Source organism: Neptuniibacter sp. QD57_21 (genome assembly GCF_047778075.1).
Taxonomy (GTDB): domain Bacteria; phylum Pseudomonadota; class Gammaproteobacteria; order Pseudomonadales; family Balneatricaceae; genus Neptuniibacter.
The window spans coordinates 2272597-2296105 of record NZ_CP180549.1 but is presented as its reverse complement, the minus strand read 5'-3'; the positions used below and the strand labels follow the sequence as shown (position 1 = coordinate 2296105).

At 43.5% G+C, this 23509-nt stretch carries 19 protein-coding genes; 11 read left to right on the top strand and 8 right to left on the bottom strand.

The features are described from left to right. Nucleotides 1-14: 14 nt before the first annotated feature. The gene (locus tag ACMXYS_RS10210; protein WP_415881600.1) at nucleotides 15-767 is read right to left on the bottom strand and encodes an ABC transporter ATP-binding protein; all 753 of its coding nucleotides are present in this window, start codon (nucleotides 765-767) and stop codon (nucleotides 15-17) included. Next, nucleotides 764-1573, bottom strand: coding sequence for an ABC transporter ATP-binding protein (locus tag ACMXYS_RS10205; protein WP_415881599.1), 810 nt, complete (start codon nucleotides 1571-1573; stop codon nucleotides 764-766). Before ACMXYS_RS10205 ends, ACMXYS_RS10210 begins: the two co-directional genes overlap by 4 nt. Before the next feature lie 190 nt (nucleotides 1574-1763). Here ACMXYS_RS10205 and ACMXYS_RS10200 point away from each other — a divergent pair, with 190 nt between their 5' ends. Both ACMXYS_RS10200 and ACMXYS_RS10195 read left to right on the top strand, forming a co-directional pair. After that, nucleotides 1764-4727, top strand: a complete 2964-nt coding sequence (locus ACMXYS_RS10200) for a cache domain-containing protein (protein WP_415896435.1) — start codon at nucleotides 1764-1766, stop codon at nucleotides 4725-4727. Beyond that, nucleotides 4724-5434, top strand: a complete 711-nt coding sequence (locus ACMXYS_RS10195) for a response regulator transcription factor (RefSeq protein WP_415896434.1) — start codon at nucleotides 4724-4726, stop codon at nucleotides 5432-5434. The genes ACMXYS_RS10200 and ACMXYS_RS10195 overlap by 4 nt, the downstream gene beginning before the upstream one ends. Before the next feature lie 61 nt (nucleotides 5435-5495). Here ACMXYS_RS10195 and ACMXYS_RS10190 read toward each other — a convergent pair whose 3' ends face one another. Both ACMXYS_RS10190 and ACMXYS_RS10185 read right to left on the bottom strand, forming a co-directional pair. After that, the gene (locus ACMXYS_RS10190; RefSeq protein WP_415896433.1) at nucleotides 5496-7544 is read right to left on the bottom strand and encodes a methyl-accepting chemotaxis protein; all 2049 of its coding nucleotides are present in this window, start codon (nucleotides 7542-7544) and stop codon (nucleotides 5496-5498) included. 238 nt (nucleotides 7545-7782) lie between these two features. Further along, entirely contained in the window at nucleotides 7783-8130 is a 348-nt protein-coding gene (locus ACMXYS_RS10185) for a hypothetical protein (RefSeq protein ID WP_415881595.1), read from the bottom strand. Between the two features lie 576 nt (nucleotides 8131-8706). Between ACMXYS_RS10185 and ACMXYS_RS10180 the strand changes: the two genes are divergently transcribed. Both ACMXYS_RS10180 and phaR read left to right on the top strand, forming a co-directional pair. Beyond that, nucleotides 8707-8964 (top strand): DUF6489 family protein, encoded by a 258-nt coding sequence (locus ACMXYS_RS10180; RefSeq protein ID WP_415881594.1) that lies wholly within the window; start codon nucleotides 8707-8709, stop codon nucleotides 8962-8964. A gap of 54 nt (nucleotides 8965-9018) precedes the next feature. Then, nucleotides 9019-9495: a polyhydroxyalkanoate synthesis repressor PhaR gene (phaR, locus tag ACMXYS_RS10175; protein WP_415881593.1), complete on the top strand. Its 477-nt coding sequence runs from the start codon at nucleotides 9019-9021 to the stop codon at nucleotides 9493-9495. Nucleotides 9496-9535: 40 nt separating this feature from the next. On the opposite strand, the gene speD is transcribed toward phaR, so the two are convergent. The 4 genes from speD to ACMXYS_RS10155 all read right to left on the bottom strand — a co-directional run bounded on the left by speD (nucleotide 9536) and on the right by ACMXYS_RS10155 (nucleotide 13488). Then, a complete protein-coding gene (gene speD / locus ACMXYS_RS10170; RefSeq protein WP_415881592.1) occupies nucleotides 9536-10345 on the bottom strand; it encodes an adenosylmethionine decarboxylase in 810 nt (269 codons plus the stop codon). A 146-nt stretch (nucleotides 10346-10491) separates the two neighbouring features. Next, nucleotides 10492-11559, bottom strand: coding sequence for a class III poly(R)-hydroxyalkanoic acid synthase subunit PhaC (gene phaC / locus ACMXYS_RS10165; protein ID WP_415896432.1), 1068 nt, complete (start codon nucleotides 11557-11559; stop codon nucleotides 10492-10494). Further along, entirely contained in the window at nucleotides 11556-12545 is a 990-nt protein-coding gene (locus ACMXYS_RS10160) for a poly(R)-hydroxyalkanoic acid synthase subunit PhaE (RefSeq protein ID WP_415896431.1), read from the bottom strand. Before ACMXYS_RS10160 ends, phaC begins: the two co-directional genes overlap by 4 nt. A gap of 67 nt (nucleotides 12546-12612) precedes the next feature. Then, nucleotides 12613-13488: a LysR family transcriptional regulator gene (locus tag ACMXYS_RS10155; RefSeq protein WP_415896430.1), complete on the bottom strand. Its 876-nt coding sequence runs from the start codon at nucleotides 13486-13488 to the stop codon at nucleotides 12613-12615. 197 nt (nucleotides 13489-13685) lie between these two features. Here ACMXYS_RS10155 and leuC point away from each other — a divergent pair, with 197 nt between their 5' ends. From leuC to truA, 7 genes are all read left to right on the top strand, one after another. Continuing rightward, a complete protein-coding gene (leuC, locus tag ACMXYS_RS10150) occupies nucleotides 13686-15104 on the top strand; it encodes a 3-isopropylmalate dehydratase large subunit (RefSeq protein WP_415896429.1) in 1419 nt (472 codons plus the stop codon). A gap of 17 nt (nucleotides 15105-15121) precedes the next feature. Continuing rightward, on the top strand, nucleotides 15122-15769 hold the full coding sequence (gene leuD / locus ACMXYS_RS10145) for a 3-isopropylmalate dehydratase small subunit (RefSeq protein WP_415896428.1): 648 nt from the start codon (nucleotides 15122-15124) through the stop codon (nucleotides 15767-15769). Nucleotides 15770-15825: 56 nt separating this feature from the next. Beyond that, nucleotides 15826-16905 carry a 3-isopropylmalate dehydrogenase gene (gene leuB / locus ACMXYS_RS10140; RefSeq protein WP_415896427.1) on the top strand — a complete coding sequence of 360 codons (1080 nt, stop codon included), beginning with the start codon at nucleotides 15826-15828 and terminating at the stop codon, nucleotides 16903-16905. A 167-nt stretch (nucleotides 16906-17072) separates the two neighbouring features. Further along, nucleotides 17073-18188: an aspartate-semialdehyde dehydrogenase gene (gene asd, locus ACMXYS_RS10135; protein WP_415896426.1), complete on the top strand. Its 1116-nt coding sequence runs from the start codon at nucleotides 17073-17075 to the stop codon at nucleotides 18186-18188. Nucleotides 18189-18261: 73 nt separating this feature from the next. Continuing rightward, nucleotides 18262-19284, top strand: a complete 1023-nt coding sequence (locus ACMXYS_RS10130) for an aspartate-semialdehyde dehydrogenase (protein ID WP_415881584.1) — start codon at nucleotides 18262-18264, stop codon at nucleotides 19282-19284. A 143-nt stretch (nucleotides 19285-19427) separates the two neighbouring features. Continuing rightward, complete coding sequence (locus tag ACMXYS_RS10125) at nucleotides 19428-22652, top strand: FimV/HubP family polar landmark protein (RefSeq protein ID WP_415896425.1); 3225 nt, start codon at nucleotides 19428-19430, stop codon at nucleotides 22650-22652. A 1-nt stretch (nucleotide 22653) separates the two neighbouring features. Then, nucleotides 22654-23508, top strand: coding sequence for a tRNA pseudouridine(38-40) synthase TruA (truA, locus tag ACMXYS_RS10120; protein ID WP_415881582.1), 855 nt, complete (start codon nucleotides 22654-22656; stop codon nucleotides 23506-23508). Nucleotide 23509 lies beyond the last annotated feature (1 nt).

Sequence of the window (23509 nt, the reverse complement as noted above, 5' to 3'; positions counted from 1 at the left end):
TATTCTTTAAAGGCTTAAACACCGAGGTAGGTATTTAATAAATCTGTTTTAGCTTCGAGTTCATGAGCATGAACTTCTTCAACGATGTGGCCGTGCTCCATCACGTAGTGGCGGTCAGCAATAGGCGCTGCAAAGCGGAAGTTTTGCTCGACTAGCAGAATGGTTAATCCTCTCTCTTTGAGGAGACTAAGAACCTCGCCCAGTTTCTGCACAATGACGGGGGCGAGGCCCTCAGTAATTTCATCCAGCAATAGGATGTTTGCGCCAGTACGCAAAATTCTTCCTAGGGCAAGCATCTGTTGCTCACCACCAGATAAACGTGTGCCTTGACTGGCTTTGCGTTCGTAAAGGTTTGGGAATATTTCGTAGATCTCTTCCACACTCATGCCGTCAGAACGTACTTGAGGTGGCAGCATGAGGTTTTCTTCAACATTAAGGCTGGAGAAAATGCCGCGCTCTTCCGGGCAAAAACCTAGGCCTAAACGGGCAATCTTATGTGCTGGCAGGGACATAGTTTCTTCGCCATTGACCACAATGTTGCCGGTACGTTTGCCGACCATGTTCATGATGGCTTTGAGGGTGGTAGAGCGACCTGAACCGTTACGGCCCAATAGGGTTACTAATTCACCTTGGTTTACTGTTAGGTCGATGCCATGCAGAATATGTGACTCGCCATAAAAGGCGTGTAGATTATTAATACGAAGCTTTTCGCGCTGATTACCATGAACAGCTTCGTGTTTGGTCTGTAAGTTAACGGCCTGATTCATACCACAGCCTCCGCTTCTTGTTTTGCTTGTTCAGCTTCAACTTCTTCGGCTGCAGTGCCCATATAAGCTTCACGGACACGTGGGTCTGCGGAAACAGTGTCGTAATCACCCTCGGTTAAGATGGCGCCTCGTTGTAGCACGGTGATGCGATCTGCAAGTTTGGAAACCACATGTAAGTTGTGTTCAACCATCAAAATGGTGCGGTTGGCAGAGACTTTTTTGATTAGGTCGGTCACTACATCGACATCTTCGTGCCCCATGCCTTGTGTCGGCTCATCAAGCAGCATCAATTCAGGCTCTAAGGCCAGTGTGGTTGCGATCTCTAGAGCACGCTTGCGGCCATAAGGCAGGTCAACGGTAACGCTGTTGGCAAAACTCTCTAAACCTACAGATTCGAGAAGCTCTAAAGCGCGCGCATTTAAATGGTTGAGAATTTTTTCAGAACGCCAAAAGTGAAAGCTATTGCCTTCTTTGCGCTGCAGGGCAATACGAACGTTTTCTAGAACCGTTAAGTGCGGAAAAACAGCAGAGATTTGAAAAGAACGGACAACCCCTTTGCGTGCTATCGCTGCAGATTGCATCGAGGTGATATCTTCATTGTTAAACAAGATCTGACCGTTCGTTGGTTGCAAAAATTTGGTCAGTAAATTGAATACGGTGGTCTTACCAGCGCCATTAGGGCCGATAAGGGCGTGAATGTGTCCTCGTTGAATCTTTAGATTGACATCATCAACCGCAGTAAAGCCTTTAAAGGCTTTGGTCAGATCCCGAGTTTCCAGAATGAAGTCTTGATTAGGCTGAGTCATCGTGGCGCTACTCTTTTCTTTGAATGACCTTTTCTGCTACCGCTTCAGATAGGTGATTCTCGATTTTTGTTTTTATGTGGCATCCAGATTAATGGAGAAAGTTTGCTTAACTATTTTTGTAATCTAACGAAATGTAACAAGTCGCCGTTGTAATTCCGGTTTGTGTTACATTCGATATAAAGAAATACTGTTGTATGAAGCAGTTATCTCTCATGGAGGGGAGAGTTGTGTTTGTAACATCAACGAGATAGTAGATTCGATGTATCGCCGTTCACCTATTACTATTCGCTTGTTCTTAATGCTATTAGCGCTAATCGGTAGCATTTTTGCCGCAATTTATTTCTTTACCGTTCCTTTGATTAAACAGAATGTTTTCAATCTTGAATTGAATTCCAACCGCCAGGTTTTGAACATTGTTTATGATCTTGCTAATCGAATGTATGCAGGGACGGAACGTTACGTAGATAACACCCTTAAATCTCATGAACAGCGTTTGGGCTCTGTTCTTGATATAGCCGAAAACCATATTCATCTTGCGCTGCGTGATGGTAGGCAAAGTGGTTTAAGCGACGCGGAAATATGGGAGAAGGTATTTACAGACCTTCGCAAGTTTCAATTTGGTAATGGCGATTATATTTGGATCTCAGATTATGACGCTAACCTGATTTCTCACCCGGATGATGCTTACTATCAGCAAAATATGTCAGATGTAAAAGATGCTGATGGCAATCTGATTATTCCAGGGATTCTCTCTCTCGCTTTAACCGACGGTACTGGCTTTTATAAGTACAAATGGAACCGTCTTAACGAAACCGAAGCAATCGATAAATATTCCTATGTAAAACATTACCCAGAATGGGGCTTTGTGATGGGGGCTGGGGTTTATATCGACGATATTCAGCGCGAGGTTGCTGCGCAAAAAGAGCGAGCGATAGCAGAGATAAACCGAGCGCTTAAAGATATTAAAATTGCGCAGAATGGCTATCTTTACGTCTTTGATTCGCAAGGGAATATGCTCTTTCATCCCAACCGAAATATTCATGGGATCAACTTTAAAACGCAGTTAAATCCTGTAACAGGGCAGCCTATCTATCAAGATCTGATGGCAGTGTCAGATACTGGTAAAGAGCTGTATTACAAATGGGATAGACCCGATGATCCAGGGCATTATGAATACGAAAAGCTATCGTTGGTAAGACACTTATCAGGGTTTGATTGGTATATAAGCTCGTCGGTGTATCTGGACGACTTAAAAGCAAGCTCGGTACAAATCAGTCAGCGCATTATGGCAATGGGCTTTTTTGGTCTGTTGGCGTCTATTGTTGCGGTATTTATCTTTGCCGAGTGGTTAACTTCTCCCATTAAATCTCTTTCGCAGACGGCGTATAAAATCAGCCGTGGTGATCTATCTGCTAAAACAGGTATCTCTCGAAATGATGAGCTTGGTATCTTGGCTGAATCATTCGACTACATGGTCGATCGCTTACGGGGAAATATTAACAACCTGAATAGCCGCGTGAATGAACGCACCAAAGAGTTATCAGAATCGAATAGTCGTTTATTAGAAGCAGTTAACTCCCTGCAAACTACGCAAGACGAATTGCGTGCAGTCGAGACTCGACAGCGTTTGATTCTAGATGCACTACCAGCTCAGGTGGCTTACCTCGATAACCAACTACGTTATGTGTTTGCAAACCGTCAGTACCGAGATATGTTTGATCAAACCAAAGAGGGGATTGTTGGTAAAACTTTTGAAGACGTAGTCGGCGAAGATATGAATCAGGCTCTGCAGCCGTATATTGCCAAAGCGATGCAGGGTGAGACGCCGGTGTACGAATATCGGCTTAATGATCACGGTAAAGATATTTTAACTCGTCGTACTGTGCTGCCATTTTATAACGTACGCAAAGAAGTCGAAGGGATGTTAACTCTCTCTATCGATATTACGCATGAGCGTGAAGTAGAACAGCGTATGGCTGAGGCGAGCAAGATGAAAGCGGTTGGGCAGATGTCGGGTGGTCTAGCTCATGACTTCAATAACCTACTTACGATCATTCTGGGTAATCTTCTCGAGCTGCAAGGAAAACACGATCTACCTAAGCATCTGCAACAGCATCTCACCCCAGCGGTAAGAGCGACTCGAAGAGGGGCGGATATGACGAAACGTTTGTTAGCGTTCTCACGACGTCAGCCGCTTAAGCCTAGCTATGTGCAACCTGAACAGCTTATCAACGATTTAGTCGGTCTATTGGCTGCGCCTCTGCCCGAAAATATTCAGCTAAGAACTCAAATTAAACCAAACCTGCCTGCTGTCTATGTTGATAGCGCTCAAATGGAAGATGCCTTGGTAAATTTAGCGCTTAATTCGGCTGATGCAATGCCTAAGGGTGGGGAGTTGTGCTTAATGGTATCCGCGGTTAGTTCAGATAGCAGAGAAGTTCAGCAAGCAGCATGGGATGAAGAGGTGGTTTCAGGCGAGTATTTATTACTTAGCGTGATAGATACGGGTGAAGGTTTTAGTGATGAAGCCTTAGATAAGGCTTGTGAGCCATTTTTTACTACCAAAGGCACCGGTGCAGGATCAGGCTTAGGTTTGAGTATGGTTTACGGGTTTGTAAAACAATCTAAGGGTTATTTCAGAATTCAAAATCGCGCTCATTACCATCATGGTCAAGTAGGCGCGAGAATTGATCTGTTGTTAGGTGCGATGGAGCAACAGAGTCCGCAGGCAACCCAAACCACAAAAACAGTTGAGGGAATCGATCGGGCGGAGATCACTGAAAGTTCTCTTATCTTATTAGTTGAGGACGATGCCGATGTGCGTCAGTTGGTTCGTGGGCAATTAAGGTCGATGGGCTTTTCCGTAGTTGAAGCGACTAGTGGTGATGAGGCCTTAGCTATGCTGACAGGTTTATCGGATTTGGCTGGTGTTGTAAGTGATGTTGTGATGCCGGGAGCTGCGACGGGTTATGATGTTGCGACAGCAGTGAATATGATTTTCCCTAGGGCATTTGTTGTAATTATGACAGGTTACAGTGAACAGCCATCCAAGCTCGAGTTTGAATATAGCTTGATTCAAAAACCTTTCGATGCTGAAACCTTAGAAAGAAAAATAGTGCCTTGCCTAAAAGAACATAATCAGGAGAGCAGATGATGACAGATGTCAGCACCCCGTTGATCTATGTAATTGAAGACGAAGAGGATCTAGGCCAACTCATTTGCACGACCCTACAGGGCTTTCGTTACCAAGCTAAACCTTTCACAAACGGTGAAGCGGCTCTTGTTGAGATAGGCTGGGCGAAACCAGATATCTGCATTGTGGATCTTAACCTGCCCGATATGGATGGTATGGAGTTAGTTAAGAAGCTTGATGAAGATGAGGTAGGGGTTATCATTGTTTCAGGTCGTGATGGGCTAACTGATAGGATTTTAGGGTTAGAGTTTGGTGCTGATGACTATATCACTAAGCCATTTGAGCCAAGAGAACTTGTAGCTCGTGTTCAGAGTTTACTGCGTCGTATTCGTAAAAAGAAAAACTTGGTGATAGATACGCCAACCAAAGCTCGCTTTGGGCAATGGGTCTACCAACCTGATTCGTTGAGTTTAAAGCATGCACATAAGCCCGCTGAATCTTTAAGCCGGGCTGAGGGTGATATGTTGCTAGCGTTGTTAAAGCATCCCTTCCAAATACTTTCGCGGGATCAGCTATTAGGCGAAAACTGTGTTCCCTATGATCGTAGTATTGATGTGAGAATGTCGAGGTTACGTAAAAAAATAGAAGAAGATCCTCAACAGCCCGCGTTTATCAAAACAGTTTATGGGGCGGGGTACATGTTTACTTCTGAAGTGCGCTGGGAGTGATTGATTGTGAAAATAAAAAAGGGAGCTAATCTTAGCTCCCTTTTTTGTTGATTCGAAGCAATTAAACCTTGAACAATGCGATTACGCGTTTCAGTTCTTGTCCTGCATTTCCTAATTCATTGATTGCTGAATTCATTTGCTGACTAGAGTTAGCTGTCTCTTGAGCGATACTACTAATACTTTCAACGTTACGACTAATGTCTTCACTCACAGAAGTTTGCTCTTCTGCCGCAGAGGCAATTTGAGCGCTAGCATCAGAGATATTCGCAACAGAATCCGTAATGGAAGTTAGTGCTTGGCCGGCTTGACTGGTCATATCGACGCTGTTCTGGACTTTGTTATTGCTTTTTTCCATACGATCAACAGCACTTCGAGTATTACCTTGTAGGCGCTCGATCATCTCTCTGATCTCTGTTGTTGATGAAGCTGTTTGTTGAGCTAGATTTCGAACTTCATCAGCAACAACGGAGAAACCTCGACCTGCTTCACCTGCGCGTGCTGCTTCAATGGCGGCATTGAGCGCTAGTAGGTTGGTTTGTTCAGCAATGTTTTGGATTACATCCATAACGGTGCCAATGGCATTACTGTTATTTTCAACCTGTTCGATCATGTTTGTCAGTTCATTAACCTCAGAGGATATGCCCTGAATAGATTCAACAACTTCTTGTACTAGATTATCGCCATGATCTGCTTCGTTGTTTGCACGCTGTGTTTGTTCCGCTGTGGCGGCGGCATTACGAGCAACTTCTTCAGAAGTAGAGGTCATCTCTGAAATTGCTGCTGCAACCATCTCTGTTTCTTGTTGCTGGCGGTTGATATCAACATTCAAACGATCAATACCAGACGAAACTGTACCCAGATGGTTTTGAATAGTATTCATGGTTGTATTCAATTCGCCTGTTACTTTGCGTAAACCAGCAATTGTCTTCTTGGCACTTCGACTTAATTTGTGTATCTCGTTGTGAGTCTCATCACTGTCACCCATATCGGTATCAATATGAGTAGTTAAGTCGCCTTGGCCAATAGCCTGCATATAATTACAGATGGTATCGATTGGCTGTAATTTTATTCTCAATGTAATGAATAAAAGCCCAGCAATTAGAAGCGCGCAAAGAACAGAGAGAACAATCATCTCAAGGCGAAGCTTCTCACTTTCAGTCAGAAATTCTTCAGTTGCAGCTCCTGCAACTATAGCCCAGTTGAAGCTGGAAACCTGAGAATAAGCAATCAACTTGTCTTTGATGTCACCATCCTCATGGGTAAAGGGAATATGAGTGAATCCGTGGTCGTTGCTGCTAATTGTATCAAGCAAGTTGTTGCCGCTTTCCGATACCTCAGTAAGATTTTTGCCTTTAGCGAAAGGGTGTAAAAGCAACTGACCAAATTGAGCGCCTTGTTTCAGATTGACGATGTAAGCAAAACCAGTTTCACCAATTTTTAGATCGGAGATTGTTTTTTGTAAGGCTGCTAGTCGCTCAGTGTAATCAAAGCCTACGTATAGAATACCGATGACCTTACCTTGAGTATCTTTGAATGGAATATATTTGGTCATGTAGTCACGGCCAAATAGATGCGCTGGGCCACTATATTCTTCGCCATTTATTAGCTTTTGATAACCAGGGTGCTTTTTACCAAGCATTGTACCGAAAGCTCGGCTACCGTCTGTTTTGCGTAGGGACGTGCTAACACGTAAAAAATCATCTTCTACGCGCATAAAGATGGTCGCGGTACCACCTGTCATACTTGTGAATTGATCAGGTTTGGAAAAATTCTGTGTGACTGTTTCGTAGTCATGGAGAAGTGTCGGAACTGTAAATTTACCAACTTTAACCTGATTTAGATCGTCGATAAGCATATCACCAGGAAACATCTGGATAAAAACATCGGCAATCTGATTTGTTTGCAGTTGTAATGTCTGATTAAAAAAGTCGATGTTTTTAGCTAATTGATCGACTTGTTGATCAAGTGAATGCTCGACATTTTTTATGAAGCCTTTGTCTACTTCGTGATTGACAAACATAGACAAAGCCGTAAATACGGCAAATACAATTAATAAAACAATAATGGCTAGTTGATTAACAATCGACGCGTGTCGAAAAAATGATGGCATGCGAACTACCTCAATGGCTGGGCCAAAGTAAATGCTTTGAGTTATCTCAGGCAAGGAGCCTTAAATTCTACATAACTATATGCTCATGTAGTCTCAAAGCAACTCTATAGCGGGCAAAAAGTGCTTATGTACTATAGAAAGGTAATGCAATTATTTAAAAAATCCTACAAAGGTATGAATGTTTTAATATTTTCTTCGCCTAGTTATAAGATAATGATTCTTAATTGTTTTTATGGGGCTAGTTTAGAATGTCTTGTTTCATTTCGTTAAACTTTTCAGGCGTTAGATCAAGATCTACTACAGGCACTTTGTCGGTTACACGACGCCCTTCTGGGTTCAAACGTCTAGAGTAAACCAGTTCCATTTCAGCAGTGGTCGCAGCGGTATTTTTTTTGCGCCTGTCGACCATGGATTTGCGTCTTTCATTACCTTTGTAACTAGTAGAATTATGTTCGATGATCCATTCTCCAGCATGGAGAAGAGTAGGGAGGCTTGGGCTTACTTTTCCTTGATCTGGACAAGCCCAGTAGTAAACAAACTTAAAATTATCGAGATCTTTAATTAGCTTTAGAGGACTACGAGACATCTAATACATTCCTTGTAATAAGAGATTGATAAAGCCTGTTTACATCCACGGGTAGGCTTTGTGGGCGTATATTAATCGCCCTGATTATGCGCACAATGATACTTTGATAATAAAGGATAGCCAATTAGGAAAAATTCCTAATTTGTTAAGGGATTTATATCACTGACTCCTTATTATTCTTTAGGCTTAGGTATCTCTGTGCATGAGTGCTCAATATAAACGATTTATTGCAAATTATTTTGGAAACACAATGAGTCCAAGCCTTTGACCAATCTTTAGTCTTGCTGTCTGTAAGTATTGGCCTATCTCTAGAAAGCCTTTCAAGACCGCTATCCACGGGGGCTGCTAAACTGTAGCAATAACGTTTAAGTGGAGTGTCAGTGTTTTGTGGTGTCCTTGCTTAAGATAAATCTGACTTATTTTTTATTTGCTCTGAGGCTTTAGGTTTCTAACTTCCGACAATTAAAAACTATTTTCGTGGAAAAGCGCAGCAAAAGTATTGATTTGAAAATTTTGCACCGCCGAAGTTTTACTATAGGATTAGGGTATTATTCTGCTTGCTTAAGGAGTCGGGGTGTGAAGTTCAAAATCGATATTGATATGTCGCCGGAAGAACTGCGTAAAGTTCTGGGTTTACCAGATGTGCAGAAATTTCAGCAAGATATGATGGATAAGATCACTGAACAGATGGATGCTGGTGCGGAAGGGTATGATCCATTGACGTTGTTCAAACCTTACCTAAACAGTGGCCTCGGTTCTATGGAAGCACTGCAAAAAATAATGATGGGTCTTATGACCTCGGGCTATGGTAGCTCTGATAATAAAAAAGACTGATCAAGGTGAAGTGATCAGTTAAACCAAGGGAATGATACGAGAGAGAAAAGTACATTGCGTATTCTAAGAAAATATACAAATCGCCGTTTGTACGATACCTCGCGCAGCTGTTACGTCACGTTAGATGATGTAAAGCAATTGGTACTCAATGGTGAAGCCTTTAAAGTTGAAGATTCTAAAACTGGAAATGATCTGACAAGAAATATTCTATTGCAGATCATTAGTGAGCAAGAAGCGCAAGGACATGGCACTTTATTGACAAATCAGGTACTGCAACAATTGATCCGTTTTTATGGTGACAGTATGCAGGGTATGATGAGTCAATACCTTGAGCAGAGTATTGCTTCTTTCCTTGAGCATCAGGATCGAATTCGAGATCAGATGCAGACGATGATGGGCGCAGCGAACCCGCTCACTATGATGAACCGCATCGCGGATCAAAATATGCAGATGTGGGGAATGTTCAAGCCGGGTGAAGGCCCAGAGCATCAGCAGCATTCATCAGAATCAGATCCTAAAAAAGATCAGTAATAAAAAAGGCCGCTAAGCGGCCTTTTTTATATCAGGGACTTTACTTCATATCTGGCATATTACGGCCATAAAAAATTTCATTCATCTCTTTAGATAACCGCTCGGTGATCTGTTGAACTTCCGCTTCTGGAAGCTCCTCTTTTGTAGTACCAAAGAGATAAGTATTTAAATCTACATCTTTCAACATCATCTTAGTGTGAAAGATATTTTCCTGATAAACATTCACATCAAGCATCTGATAATGATCATGAATATCGGACGTGAAGAAATTCTGAATAGAGTTAATATCATGGTCGATATAGTGCTTGATGCCATGAATGTCTCGAGTAAATCCACGGACACGATAATCTACCGTCACGATATCCGATTCCAGACGGTGAATCAGATAGTTCAGTGCTTTTAGAGGCGAGATAATGCCGCAAGTCGACACTTCGATATCTGCACGGAAAGTACAGATTCCATCATCTGGATGCGCTTCTGGATAAGTGTGCACGCAGATATGACTCTTATCTAAGTGAGCTACAACCGAATCCGGCATAGGGCCTGGCTTTTCTGTGGTATCTACGGATTCTGAATCTTTAATCGGTTCTTCGGCGACTAGAATCGTAACGCTAGCCCCTTGAGGGTCATAATCTTGTCGTGCAACATTTAATATATTTGCACCAATAATGTCACAACATTCGCTTAAAATTTCAGTTAAACGGTCGGCACTATATTGTTCATCGATGTACTCGATGTATTCCGCTTTTTGCTCAGGTGTTTGTGCATAGCAGACGTCATAGATACAGAAGCTTAAACTTTTAGTTAGATTGTTAAAGCCCTGTAGCTTAATTTTGTCATTAGTCGCCAAGGTGGTTAGCTCCAAGTGAGGACTACTATATTTTGACGCGGATTTTAGTCGACAAATTCACTCTGAGAAAGAAAAAAATCACGCTAAATGAGGTGAAAATTACTAATACAGGCAAAAAAAGGTAGGGAATAGGAGAGAACGGGGGATTAGTCCCGTTCTGATAGCCAATCTACGATAGCGGGTGCTACTTGGGTTTGTGACTTGCCAGAAACGAAAACACCAATGTGTCCGCCTTTTACTTCTAGCTCTGTGTAATCTTTAGTTTTTACATGCTCAGCTAATGCTGTAGAGGCTTTAGGTGGTACTAAATGATCGAAGCTGCCAAATACATTGAGGACTGGTTGCTTGATGTTGCCTAGGTTGACTTGTTTATCGCCGATCATCGCTTCACCTTTTATCAACTTGTTTTGCTGAAAAAACTGAGTAATAAATTGGCGGAAGGCCTCGCCTGCTTGATCAGGGCTATCGTAAATCCACTTTTCCATTCGTAAAAAGCTTAGGGCGCTTTCACGATTTTCTAACTGGTTAGGCATACCCAAGTTTTTCTGTACGCCTAAACGCATCGGCATTAACGAATTATAGGAATCATTCAGCATGCTGCCTGGAATATTGCCATAGGTTTCAACGGCTAGATCAGCGTCAACATATTTTGCTAAATGATAGAGAAGGTTATCTTCGGTCTGAAAATCGACCGGAGTTACCATAGTGATCAAGTTTTTGATCTTCTCTGGATTTAAAGCTGTATAGCAAAGGCTGAATGTACCGCCTTGGCAGATGCCTAGAAGGTTGGTTTGATCGGAGCCTGCATGCTCGCATGTAGCCGCTACACAGTTATTGAGGTATTCATTGATGTAATCATCAAGATCTAGATATCGATCAGCAGCATCTGGATAGCCCCAGTCGATTAGGTACACATCTAAACCCAGTTCTAAAAGGCGCTGCAGCATTGAACGTTTGGCTTCAAGGTCGATCATGTAAGGGCGATTAACCAGTGCATAACAGATCAATAATGGGGTAGAGCAACGCTTCTCACCCTGGCTTTGGTAGTAGCGCAAACGAAGTTTATCTTCTGTATAAATTACGTCGTAAGGCGTGGAGTCGACATCAACTTCTTTTAGCTGCGAAAGCGTATTGTAGCTTTTGAGAAGCTTGCGATTAAATTCGAAAAGTTCATGAGAGACAACGCTAGGGTCAAGATTAAAGCCATTCATCATTTAGTCCCTTTAGCTTGTTTTTTCAAAGCGGTGACTTCTTTCTTGAGAGCTGAGATCTCTTTCTTAAGTTCAGAGATTAGATCTGCAGTAGTTTGTTCTTTTAAAGCCGCTATCTCCTGCTGCATTGCTAGCATTTCTCGGCGATTATTCCGCATCTCTTTGCGCATTTGGTGTTGGCGTTGAAGTGCTGTATCTAGTCCTTTTCGAGTGGCTAAGCCGACAGATTGAAAGTGTACATCGCGTACATCCTGTGCAAACTTACGCATCTGCATGAGTGCATTACTAATGCGGCCATGTGAGCGTTGGTAATCGTCGGTGAAAACTGTATCTGCGTATGCTGATTCATAGGCTTCTACCCAGATGTCATGAAGCTGTTGCAGGGTTGATACCTTATCGCCAGCCTCAGTCAGCTTGTTAAGCATCTGAGTTGAAGCATTCTGATTAATTGAGCTGTAATGCTCAACGTACTCTTGCAATGCTTCTTGGTACTCAATAGTGAGCTTTGTTGCTTCTCGTATTTGTTGCTGGGTTTCGCGGTTTGTACCAATGATAGGGGTTTCCAAAAGGCTCTTCATACCACTGGAAAATGGGTTCTCGAAGAGAAGGTCGTCGCGAAAGCTGTGGGTCTTAAATAGGGAGGCAAACTGTTCGGGTAGCTGCCATTGTTGCATAAGTGCATCGGCGGTTTGTTTTTGCATGTACTTCTGAAACTCATGTACCGCTTGGTTGAGGTGTTGTTCTCCACCGTTGCGGTACTGGTTTAAAAGCTCTTCGCCGTATTGAGTAAAATTCTTAGATTGGGCACCGAGGATGTCGAGCATTTGTGCAAATTGCTCAGGCGCTTCTTGTTTGATCGTTTCTTGGCTTTTACTAAAAAGCTCCGCCCATTCCTGTGGTTGAGGCATCTCTGCACTGGAAGTGATTTTTTTCCAATACTCTTTCTGGGCATCTAACAAGGCTTCGATTGATAAGCCGTTATTTTCCATCAGCCAACTCTCCGATTTTTACTCGATGAAAACTATCTTATTACAACTGGCTTTCGCTTACATCCGCTTATCGCTCATTCCTAAGCATTTCTACTAAATAGTTTGCGGCGTTCGATAAGGTGCGATTGCGGTGGTAGATAATCCCAAGATTTCGATGAACGGGTTCTGAATCGGTTACATCAAGGACACATAAATCATCATTTACTAAACTATCGGGTAAAAGGCTCCAGCCGAGACCAATACTGACCATCATGCGAATTGTATCGAGGTAGTTTGTCGACATACTTACATTCAGTTCGAGCGCGTGCTGTTTAAATAGTTGCTCTACTAGGCTCCGAGTAAATGTATTACTGCCGGGTAGAATGGCGTTGACCTGAGTGAGCTGTTCAAGGTTGATTTGATCGCAATCTGCTAATGGGTGATCTTTCGCTACAACATATCTAAGTACATCATCCCAGATGATTTCCGAATGAATGGATGGATCGGGCTCAGGGGATAAGGTTATCAAGGCGAGTTCTAGATCGCCTCTAAGCACTCCCTCATAGGCGATTTCTGATTCGGCAAATTCAAGATCGAGCTCTACTTTTGGACAGGCTTCAGCATACTGTTTTAATAAAGGAGGGAGTCTGTGCAAGCTGATATGGTGGCTAGCTGCAAGTTTAAAATTACCTATAATTTCGCCTGCGTTTAGATTGCTAATCAGCCTTTTTGCATCATCCAATTGCAGCAAAATATCTTTAGCTCTAGGTAATAGGGCGGTGCCTGCTTCTGTCATCGTTACTGTGCGGCCAATCCTATCAAACAGTTTGCTGTTCAATTGATCTTCTAATAAAGCCACTCGTTTGCTGATGGCTGATTGGGTTAGAAAGAGTTGGTCGGCAGCCTTTGAAAATGAACCTGTAGCAGCTACAGCCAAGAATGCTTGTAGTGTATTGGTATCCATAAATTTCTTTCCTATAACTCTTTCTTTAATGCAGTAACCTTCTGAATCTTTATTGTATTCCTATTTGGAATCTAAAGCATAAAAAATATGAATTTGTGTTGTAGCTTAGTGTGCACTAGGATTGCTGCATAAATTAGTTGGCTCAGCAGTTTTGGAAGTGTTGAGCGAATGAAAAGAATAAAGTGAGGTGAGCTTCCATGGCTGGTAAAACGTTATATGACAAGTTGTTCGAATCACATTTGGTTCGTACAAATGATGACGGCAGTTCTTTGATTTATATCGACCGTCAGGTTCTGCACGAAGTAACTTCTCCGCAGGCTTTTGAAGGTCTTCGTATGGCTGGTCGTCAGCCATGGCGTATTGATGCAAACATCGCGACTCCAGATCACAACGTACCTACTACTGAGCGTTCTGGTGGTGTTGATCAGATTGTTGACCCTGTTTCTAAAATTCAGGTGAAAACGCTGGATAGCAACTGTGATGAGTTTGGCATTTTAGAATTTAAAATGAACGATCAGCGTCAAGGTATCGTTCACGTAATGGCGCCAGAACAGGGTGCAATTCTTCCTGGTGTGACAGCTGTTTGTGGTGATTCTCATACAGCAACGCTGGGTGCTCTAGGTGCGCTTGCACATGGTGTTGGTACATCTGAAGTTGAGCATGTGTTGGCAACTCAGTGCCTGATCACTAAGAAAATGAAAAACATGCTTGTGCGCGTTGATGGCGAACTAGGCCTTGGTGTAACGCCGAAAGATGTTGTGCTGCATGTGATTGGTGTGATCGGTACTGCAGGCGGTACGGGTTATGCGATCGAGTTTGGTGGCGATGTTTTCCGTAACATGTCTATGGAAGGCCGTATGACCGTTTGCAACATGGCAATTGAAGCAGGCGCTCGTGTTGGTTTGGTTTCTGTTGATCAGATTACGCTGGATTACGTTGAAGGTCGTCCATTTGCGCCTAAAGGTGAGCAGTGGGATATGGCAGTAGCAGCATGGAAAGATCTAGTGTCTGACGATGATGCTGAGTTCGACGAAGTGGTTGTTATTGACGGCGCTGATATTGAACCTCAGGTGACTTGGGGTACATCTCCAGAGATGGTTGTTGGTGTATCTGCACAAGTACCTAACCCAGCTAACGAAACGGATCAGGTTAAGATTGATGGTATCAATCGTGCACTTGAATATATGGGTTTGAATGCTGATCAGAATATTACTGATATCAAACTTGATCGTGTATTCATCGGTTCTTGCACAAACTCCCGTATTGAAGATCTACGTGACGCTGCGAAAGTAGTTGAAGGTCGTCAAGTGGCTGACAACATTATTCAGGCTTTGGTTGTACCGGGTTCGGGTTTGGTAAAAGAGCAAGCTGAGAAAGAAGGCTTGGATAAGATCTTTACAGCTGCGGGCCTAGAATGGCGTGAGCCAGGTTGCTCTATGTGTTTGGCAATGAACCCAGATAAATTGGGTAATGGTGAGCACTGTGCATCTACTTCTAACCGTAACTTCGAAGGCCGTCAGGGCTTCGGTGGTCGTACTCATCTGGTAAGTCCTGCTATGGCTGCAGCCGCTGCAGTAACGGGTCACTTCATCGATGTACGTGAGTTGATTAAGTAAGGTATCAGGAGAGCGACATGAACAAATTTACTTTGCACACAGGTATCGCAGCTCCATTGGATCGTGCCAATGTTGATACCGATATGATTATTCCAAAGCAGTTTTTGAAATCGATCAAGCGTTCTGGTTTCGGTAAGAACTTGTTTGATGAACTGCGCTATCTAGATGAAGGTCAGCCAGACCAAGAGTGTACGGGTCGTCCGTTAAACGAAGAGTTCGTTTTGAACTTGCCGCGCTATAAAGGCACAAGTGTTCTACTAGCGCGCGAAAATTTCGGTTGTGGTTCTAGCCGCGAGCACGCGCCTTGGGCTTTAGATGATTTTGGTATCCGCTCTGTAATCGCACCGAGCTTTGCAGAGATTTTCTACAATAACTGCTTTAAAAATGGTTTGTTGCCAATCATCTTAAGTGAAGAACAGGTTGATCAGTTATTTAAAGAGGTAGCTGCAACTGAAGGTTACGCACTAACCGTTGATCTTGAAAATCAGGTTGTTAAGACGCCTTCTGGTGAAGAGATGGCTTTTGAAATTGATGATTTCCGTAAGCATTGCTTGCTAAATGGTTTAGACGATATCGGTCTAACACTGCGGCATGCAGATGATATTAAGGCTTACGAAGAGAAGCGTCGTCAGTCAGCGCCTTGGTTGTTTGGCGCAATCAAATAATCGAATTTAAGAATTAGATAAAGCCTCTGTATGAGGCAATCGGGAAGGTTATAAGAATGTCTAAAAATGTTTTGATTTTGCCGGGTGACGGCATTGGTCCTGAGATTGTTACAGAAGCGCGCCGCGTTTTGGAATTGGTTAACGAGCAAGATAATCTAGGTCTTGAGTTCAGCGAAGCTGACGTAGGTGGTGCTGCAATTGATGCTGCTGGCGTACCACTGCCAGAAGCGACTCTAGAAGCTGCGAAAGCATCTGATGCGATTCTACTGGGTGCTGTTGGTGGTCCTAAGTGGGATACAAACCCTGATTTTCAGATTCGTCCAGAAAAAGGTCTATTGGGTATCCGTTCTCAGCTAGAGCTATTTGGTAACTTGCGCCCAGCAATTCTTTACCCTCAGCTTGCTCACGCATCTACCTTAAAGCCGGAAGTTGTATCTGGTTTGGATATTTTGATCGTTCGTGAATTGACGGGTGGTATCTACTTCGGTCAGCCTCGTGGTATCCGTGAAAAAGAGGGTGGTGTTCGCGAAGGCTATAACACTTACGTTTACGATGAGAATGAGATCCGTCGTATTGGTCGTGTTGCATTTGAAGCTGCGATGGCTCGTGACAAGCGTCTATGTTCTGTAGACAAAGCTAACGTGCTAGAAGTAACTGTGCTATGGCGTGAAATTATGGATGATCTGGCAAAAGAATATCCAGAAGTTGAACTAAGCCACATGTACGTAGATAACGCTGCGATGCAGTTGGTACGTGCACCTAAACAGTTTGATGTTGTAGTAACAGGGAACATGTTCGGCGATATCTTGTCTGATGCTGCTGCAATGTTGACGGGTTCTATCGGTATGTTGCCGTCTGCGTCTCTAGATGAAAATGGTAAAGGTATGTATGAACCGTGCCACGGTTCTGCACCTGATATTGCAGGTCAAGGCCTTGCAAATCCATTGGCGACTATTTTGTCTGCTGCAATGATGCTGCGTTATTCTCTAGATGCTGGTGAATCTGCAGATCGTATCGAAGCTGCGGTAAGCCAGGTTCTGGATCAGAATCTGCGTACTGCAGATATCATGTCAGAAGGTATGACTAAAGTGTCTACTTCTGAGATGGGTGATGCAGTGGTTGCTGCTCTGCAATAAATAATAGAAAAATAGTCGTAATCTACTGATGTCTCGGTAGATTACGATAGTCTCAAATGCAGAAATAATGCATAATTGAGCAACTCTGATGCGTTCGGAGTATACGAAAGCTGGTATCGATGGCGGTACCGGCTTTGTTGTTTATATTTGATTATTTGGTGAATTTAATGAAACGTGTAGGTTTTGTTGGCTGGCGTGGAATGGTGGGTTCCGTGCTGATGCAACGCATGATGGAAGAGCGTGATTTCGATCATATCGAAGAACCGGTCTTCTTCACCACATCCCAGGTAGGTCAGGCTGGTCCAGATATTGGTAAAGACATTCCAGCGCTGAAAGATGCGACATCTATTGAAGAATTGAAACAGATGGATGCCATTATTTCCTGTCAGGGCGGTGACTACACGAAACAGGTTTACTCTGATCTGCGTGGTGCAGGTTGGGAAGGTTACTGGATCGATGCCGCTTCTTCTTTGCGTATGGATGACAGCGCAATCATCGTACTTGATCCAGTAAATATGAATGTGATCAAAGACGGTCTATCTAACGGCATCAAAACTTACGTGGGTGGTAACTGCACAGTTTCACTGATGTTGATGGGCTTGGGTGGTTTGTTCAATGCGGGTCAGATCGAGTGGATGACCTCCATGACATACCAGGCTGCATCCGGTGGCGGTGCACGTCACATGCGTGAGCTGATCTCTCAGATGGGTATCATCAAAGAGTCTGTTGCTACAGATCTTGCTAACCCAGCATCTGCTATCTTGGATATTGATCGTCAAGTTGCAGAAACTATTCGCAGCGATGCAATGCCTGTCGATAACTTCGGTGTACCGCTTGCGGGTTCTTTGATCCCTTGGATCGATACTAAACTGGATAATGGTCAAAGCCGTGAAGAGTGGAAAGCGTTTGCTGAAACTAACAAAATTCTAGGTTTGGGTGAAAGCCCAATTCCAATTGATGGTACTTGTGTGCGTATTGGCGCGATGCGTTGCCATAGCCAGGCATTCACGATTAAGCTGAAGCAAAATGTTCCAATGGATGAGATCGAGTCAATGCTGGCAGAAGCAAATGACTGGGTTAAAGTTATTCCTAACGAGCGTGATATTACTGCTCAGGAACTTACACCAGCTAAAATTACAGGCACATTGAATGTTCCTGTAGGTCGTCTTCGTAAGATGAACCTAGGGGACGAATATCTAAACGCGTTTAGCGTTGGTGACCAGCTATTATGGGGTGCGGCTGAACCGCTGCGCCGTATGCTGAGAATTCTGTTAGAAGACTAATAAATCAGTCTTTAATTAAGAATATTGACCAGCCCGACTTAGTTCGGGCTGGTTTGCTTTTGGGGAAACGAAAATGAGTCAAGGTTTTAATATTGCTGTTGTTGGCGCAACAGGCATGGTTGGTGAAGCAATTCTAGAAATTCTAGAGCAGCGTGAATTTCCTGTAGAGAATCTGTATTTGGTAGCAAGTGAAAACAGTGCCGGAAAGCAGATTCAGTTCAATGACAAGAACTATAAAGTCGAAGCGATAGAAGATTTTGATTTTTCTCAGGCTCAGATTGCCTTTTTTACTGCTGGAGCTGCAGTCTCAGAAGAGTATGCACAGATGGCTGCAGATCAGGGCTGTATCGTTATAGATAACACATCATGTTTTCGTTATGACTATGATGTGCCGTTAGTAGTGCCAGAAGTAAATCCTGAAGCTGTAGCCGAATATCCGAATAGAGGGATTATTGCAAATCCTAACTGTTCCACAATACAGATGCTTTTAGCGGTTGCTCCAATTCATCGTCATGCTTCCGTTAAGCGTATCAATGTTGCAACTTATCAGGCGGTATCTGGTAGCGGTAAGAGTGGCGTGGAAGAGTTGGCTGGTCAGACTGCTAGGCTACTAAATGCGCAAACGCCTGAGAGTAAGGTCTACCCTAAGCAGATTGCGTTTAATGTGTTACCACAGATCGATGCGTTGCAAGATAATGGTTATACCCGCGAAGAGATGAAAATGGTTTGGGAGACACAGAAAATCCTTGGTGATGAAGGTGTCATGGTCAACCCAACTTGCGTTCGTGTACCGGTTTTCTTTGGTCATAGTGCAGCAGTGCATATCGAGTGCTGGGATCCAATTAGTGCTGAAGAAGTGCGAGAGCTATTGGGTCATTCTGCTGGTGTAGAGGTGGTTGATGATCAGGAAGAGGGTGGTTACGCGACTGCTGTAACAGATGCGGCTAAAAACGATGAGGTGTTCATTAGTCGTATTCGCGAAGATATTTCCTGTGAAAATGCTATAAATTTATGGGTGGTTGCCGATAATGTGCGTAAAGGAGCTGCTCTAAATAGCATTCAAATAGCTGAGATTTTGATCCAACAGTATATTTAGATCGATTTTTTAAGAGGAAATACAAACAGTTGTTTGTATTTCCTTGACCCGTAAGCGGTTTATAAACAATACTGTGGAAGGATTTCAGAATCGCAACCCTCTGAATTACTCAGAGTTTTGAGGGTAGGGGAACAAGGAAACTGATGATGTTGCGAAAACTCGCCGTCAGCCTTGCTGTAGCAGGGATTATAAGTGCCTCCAACGCAAATGCGCTGGGATTGGGCGAAATTAAAATTCACTCAGCATTGAATGAGCCGTTAAATGCGGAAATTCAACTACTTGAAGTGAGGAAGCTAGGCCCATTACAGATACAGCCAAGAATGGCGAATATTGACGAATTCGCTTTGGCTGGTTTGGAAAAATCACGCTTTCTAACCGATGTTAGCTTTCAGGTGAAAGTTAATCCTGATGGCTCAGGCTTAATCACTATGCGGTCAGATCGACCTGTGAAAGAGCCTTTTCTTAACTTTTTGGTGGAAGTGAATTGGCCAAGTGGGCGTTTGGTTCGTGAATATACTTTGTTGCTTGATCCTCCCGTCTATGATCCAACACCTGTCCGTAAGACTGTTCAGCCTTCTACCACCCCTGTAGAGACCTCATCGGCTGTAAAGTCAAAGTCTATGCAGGTGACGAACGATAGTTCAAGATCAATAAGCACGAATGCTTCTCAAGTGTATGTCGATGTAAAGGATACTCTATGGTCCATTGCTATTAAGCACAGACCGAGTGCAAGCGTCTCTGCAAAGAAGATGATGATCGCTTTGCAGAAAAAGAATCCTCATGCATTTGTAAATGGCAACATCAACGCGCTAAGGGCGGGTGTTGTTTTGGATCTGCCTACTAGAGAAGAAATTAATCGTCTTAACTCCAAAGATGCTGCACTTGAAGTGGTGCGTCAGACGTCCGAATGGAAAAATAAAGGTAAGACAAGCTCTGCGCCTGTAGAGGCTTCTAAAAAGAAGCCGGTTACTAAAGCTGTAGAGGAGGAGCCTAAACCAGCGCCTGAAGATGATAAGTCTGCAGAACTTAAGATTGTTACGCCAAAAGATTCCATTGAGCCTGAAAAAGGAGCAATGACGGATCAGTCTGACAAGGCTGAAGGTGATAAGCCGCAAGACCAAGAAAATGACATGCAGGATGAGTCTGCTGAAACTAAGCCTGAGGGTGATGTGGATGCTGAGAAGCAAGAATTGCTCGCGCGTAATCAGGAGCTTGAAGATAGGCTGAGTCAGTCTCTTGAAAACGTAGATAAAATTACCCGTGATAATGCAGAGCTAAATGAAAAGCTGGATTCTATTCAGTATGAATTAGCCAAATTGCGTGAAATGCTAGAGCTGAAAGATAAAGAACTAGCTACGTTACAGAATAAAGTTGAAGCTGCAGAAAAGGCGGCTACTCCGCCTCCACCACCGCCAGAAAAAAGTTTCTTAGACACTATTTTGCAATCACCGGCAATGCTAGGTGGTATTGGCGCTGCGCTTATAGCGTTATTGGGTGGTTTCTTCTTCTTCCTTCGTCGCGGTAAAAAAGATGAAGAGACCGTAGAAGAAGAAAATGCATTAGTTCAAGTGCCTGAGGATCTAGAAACTCCTGAAGAGGTTGATGCAGCAGAGGTGCCTGAAGAAGCCTCAGAAGCTGATGCTGAAGTCAGTGAAGCAGAAGATGATGTTGCTGCTGAAGATCTGGATTTAGGTGCAGACGATGATCTGTTAGATGATGCAGATTTGGATCTTACAGATACCGATGATCTGGAAGATTTGGACGATCTGGATCTAGATATGGATATGGATTTGGATCTTGAAGAGGATGCAACGGGTGATGTCCTTCAGGCAGTAGAAACTGATGATCCAGATGAGCTTGATTCGCTGCTGGAAGATGATGAATTTGACTTAGGTCTAGATGACGACGAAGTTGAGGAAGCGGAAGAGGCATCAGCAGAGTCTGAAGCTGATGAGCTAGATGCCATTCTGGAAGAGCCGTCAGATATTGTTGAAACTGATGAGCAGCTGGAAGTGGCGGACGCTGATGAGCCCGATGCGCTGGATGATATTTTAGGTGAGGTCGAAGATGCTGAGCCTATAATTGATGAGACTGATCTTGACGCAGCTCTAGAATCTGATTCAGCAGAAGGGGTTGATGAGGAAGAAATCGATTTAGGTCTTGATGATACTGATCTAGAGTTTGACCTTGATAGTGTAGCTGATGAAAAGGTTGATGAAGTTGCCGAAGAGTCAGTGACTGAAGCGCTTGAAAACGATGATGCAGACTTGGATTTTGTTGTTGATGAGATGCCGGATCTTGTAACTGCGGAAGATGTTGCTGAGCTTGAAGCAGAAGGTCCCGACCTAGAAGCGGATCTGGCTTCTGATATGGAAGTAGATACGGTTCCTGAAGAGCTTGACGAATCAGGTTTGGATGACTTGCTTGATTCCGTATCCGATGAAGATATCCAAGAACTGACAGATGCTGCTGAACAAACAGATGTAGAGCCAGAAATAGACGACCTTGATGATCTATTAGCAGAAGTAGAAGAAGAGCCGTTGACAGAAGCGTCTGTTGAGGCGGTGCAATCTGATGCTACTGATGACTTAGAAGCTCTTCTAGCTGAAGATTTAGACATGGGGAATCTAGAAGAGGCTGTCGAAGATTCTGAACAAGAGTCTGCAGAAGAAGATGTTACGGACGAAGCATTGGAAGCAATGCTTGCTGAGAATCCAGATCCAGGTGATATTTCTCTTCCAGGTCAGCTTGAAGCTCAGGATGAATTGGACACAGAATCGCTAGAATCAGATGAAGACTTTGATGCGTTGCTTGCTGAAGTCGATGACAGTATGGATCAGGAAATAGCTCCTGATCTAGAGATCGGTGAGCTTGAAGAGCAGCAATCAGAAGAAGCACCATCCGATGCGGCAGCCGATGATCTAGATGCAATGCTGGATGATTTGGGATCCGATTTAGATCTAACCGATGCTGCTGTTGGTGGGGCTGCTGCGACCACCGCTTCTTCAGAGGAAGAGGTTGTATTAGAGGATGATGATTTGGAATCATCTATCTCTGATGATCTGGAAGCTGATTTAGATTCTGAATTGGATGCGCTACTTAATAGTGAAGAGGGTGATATAGTACTGGAAGAGAGTGCTGTAGAAGAAGAGGATGCCTCAGTGGATGAAGATTTTGACGAGCTGGCAGGGTTAAACCTGTTAGAGGGAGCAGATGAAGTTGAAACTAAGCTTGATCTGGCTCGTGCCTATATGGATATGGAAGACCTCGAAGGCGCTAAAGATATTCTGGAAGAAATTGCTGTAGAAGGCACTGATGACCAGAAGAAAGAAGCTGAAGCGTTGATAAAATCCATTAACGAAAAGTAGTATGTCAGAAAAAAGTTGTACTGAACTTAACAGTTCACCAGAAGGGGCGATTTCTATCGCCCCTTCTTATCGTTATGCTCTTTGTGTTGAATACTCTGGTGCGGCGTATCGTGGTTGGCAGATTCAGAAAGAGGGTGATGTGCCAAGCATTCAAGAGGAAGTGGAAAAAGCGCTTTCAAAAATTGCGAATGCACCTGTATCGGTTATCTGTGCAGGTAGAACTGATGCGCGGGTAAACGCAACCTATCAAATTATTCATTTTGATAGTCCTGTACAAAGAGAGGACCGTGCTTGGGTTTTAGGTACGAATACCAATCTACCCGATGATATTGCTATCCAGTGGGCTGTACCTGTATCGGATGAGTTTCATGCACGTTTTTCTGCTGTAGAGCGACGTTATAGATATCTTATCTACTGTAATCCGGTAAAGCCTGCGATTTTGCCAAAAGGTATTACCTGGACATACAAGCAGATGGATGTAGAGCGGATGCAGGAAGCAGCAAACTATCTCATTGGTGAGCATGACTTTACCTCCTATCGTGCGGTAGGCTGTCAAGCGCACAGTCCGGTTCGTACGGTGAAGCAGCTAGATGTTTATCACAGTGGTCAACTGATTGTTCTAGATGTGCGAGCCAATGCGTTTTTGCATCATATGATTCGAAACTTTGCCGGGGTATTGATGAGCGTTGGTTGCGGTGAGGCTGATCCTATATGGGCAAAAGAGGTTTTGGATGCTAAGGATCGCCGTCAGGGTGGTGTAACAGCTCCTCCTTATGGTCTTTATTTCGTCGATGCTAAGTATCCTGATGAATTTGAATTGCCAAAATCAAAAATAGGGCCTTTTTTCCTGTCATAGT

Coding starts and splice junctions, on each gene's coding strand:
- ACMXYS_RS10210 (WP_415881600.1), bottom strand. CDS start 767: ATGAATCAGGCCGTTAACTTACAGACCAAACACGAAGCTGTTCATGGT.
- ACMXYS_RS10205 (WP_415881599.1), bottom strand. CDS start 1,573: ATGACTCAGCCTAATCAAGACTTCATTCTGGAAACTCGGGATCTGACC.
- ACMXYS_RS10195 (WP_415896434.1), top strand. CDS start 4,724: ATGATGACAGATGTCAGCACCCCGTTGATCTATGTAATTGAAGACGAA.
- ACMXYS_RS10190 (WP_415896433.1), bottom strand. CDS start 7,544: ATGCCATCATTTTTTCGACACGCGTCGATTGTTAATCAACTAGCCATT.
- ACMXYS_RS10185 (WP_415881595.1), bottom strand. CDS start 8,130: ATGTCTCGTAGTCCTCTAAAGCTAATTAAAGATCTCGATAATTTTAAG.
- phaC (WP_415896432.1), bottom strand. CDS start 11,559: ATGATGAATGGCTTTAATCTTGACCCTAGCGTTGTCTCTCATGAACTT.
- ACMXYS_RS10160 (WP_415896431.1), bottom strand. CDS start 12,545: ATGGAAAATAACGGCTTATCAATCGAAGCCTTGTTAGATGCCCAGAAA.
- ACMXYS_RS10155 (WP_415896430.1), bottom strand. CDS start 13,488: ATGGATACCAATACACTACAAGCATTCTTGGCTGTAGCTGCTACAGGT.
- leuC (WP_415896429.1), top strand. CDS start 13,686: ATGGCTGGTAAAACGTTATATGACAAGTTGTTCGAATCACATTTGGTT.
- leuD (WP_415896428.1), top strand. CDS start 15,122: ATGAACAAATTTACTTTGCACACAGGTATCGCAGCTCCATTGGATCGT.
- leuB (WP_415896427.1), top strand. CDS start 15,826: ATGTCTAAAAATGTTTTGATTTTGCCGGGTGACGGCATTGGTCCTGAG.
- asd (WP_415896426.1), top strand. CDS start 17,073: ATGAAACGTGTAGGTTTTGTTGGCTGGCGTGGAATGGTGGGTTCCGTG.
- ACMXYS_RS10130 (WP_415881584.1), top strand. CDS start 18,262: ATGAGTCAAGGTTTTAATATTGCTGTTGTTGGCGCAACAGGCATGGTT.
- ACMXYS_RS10125 (WP_415896425.1), top strand. CDS start 19,428: ATGATGTTGCGAAAACTCGCCGTCAGCCTTGCTGTAGCAGGGATTATA.
- truA (WP_415881582.1), top strand. CDS start 22,654: ATGTCAGAAAAAAGTTGTACTGAACTTAACAGTTCACCAGAAGGGGCG.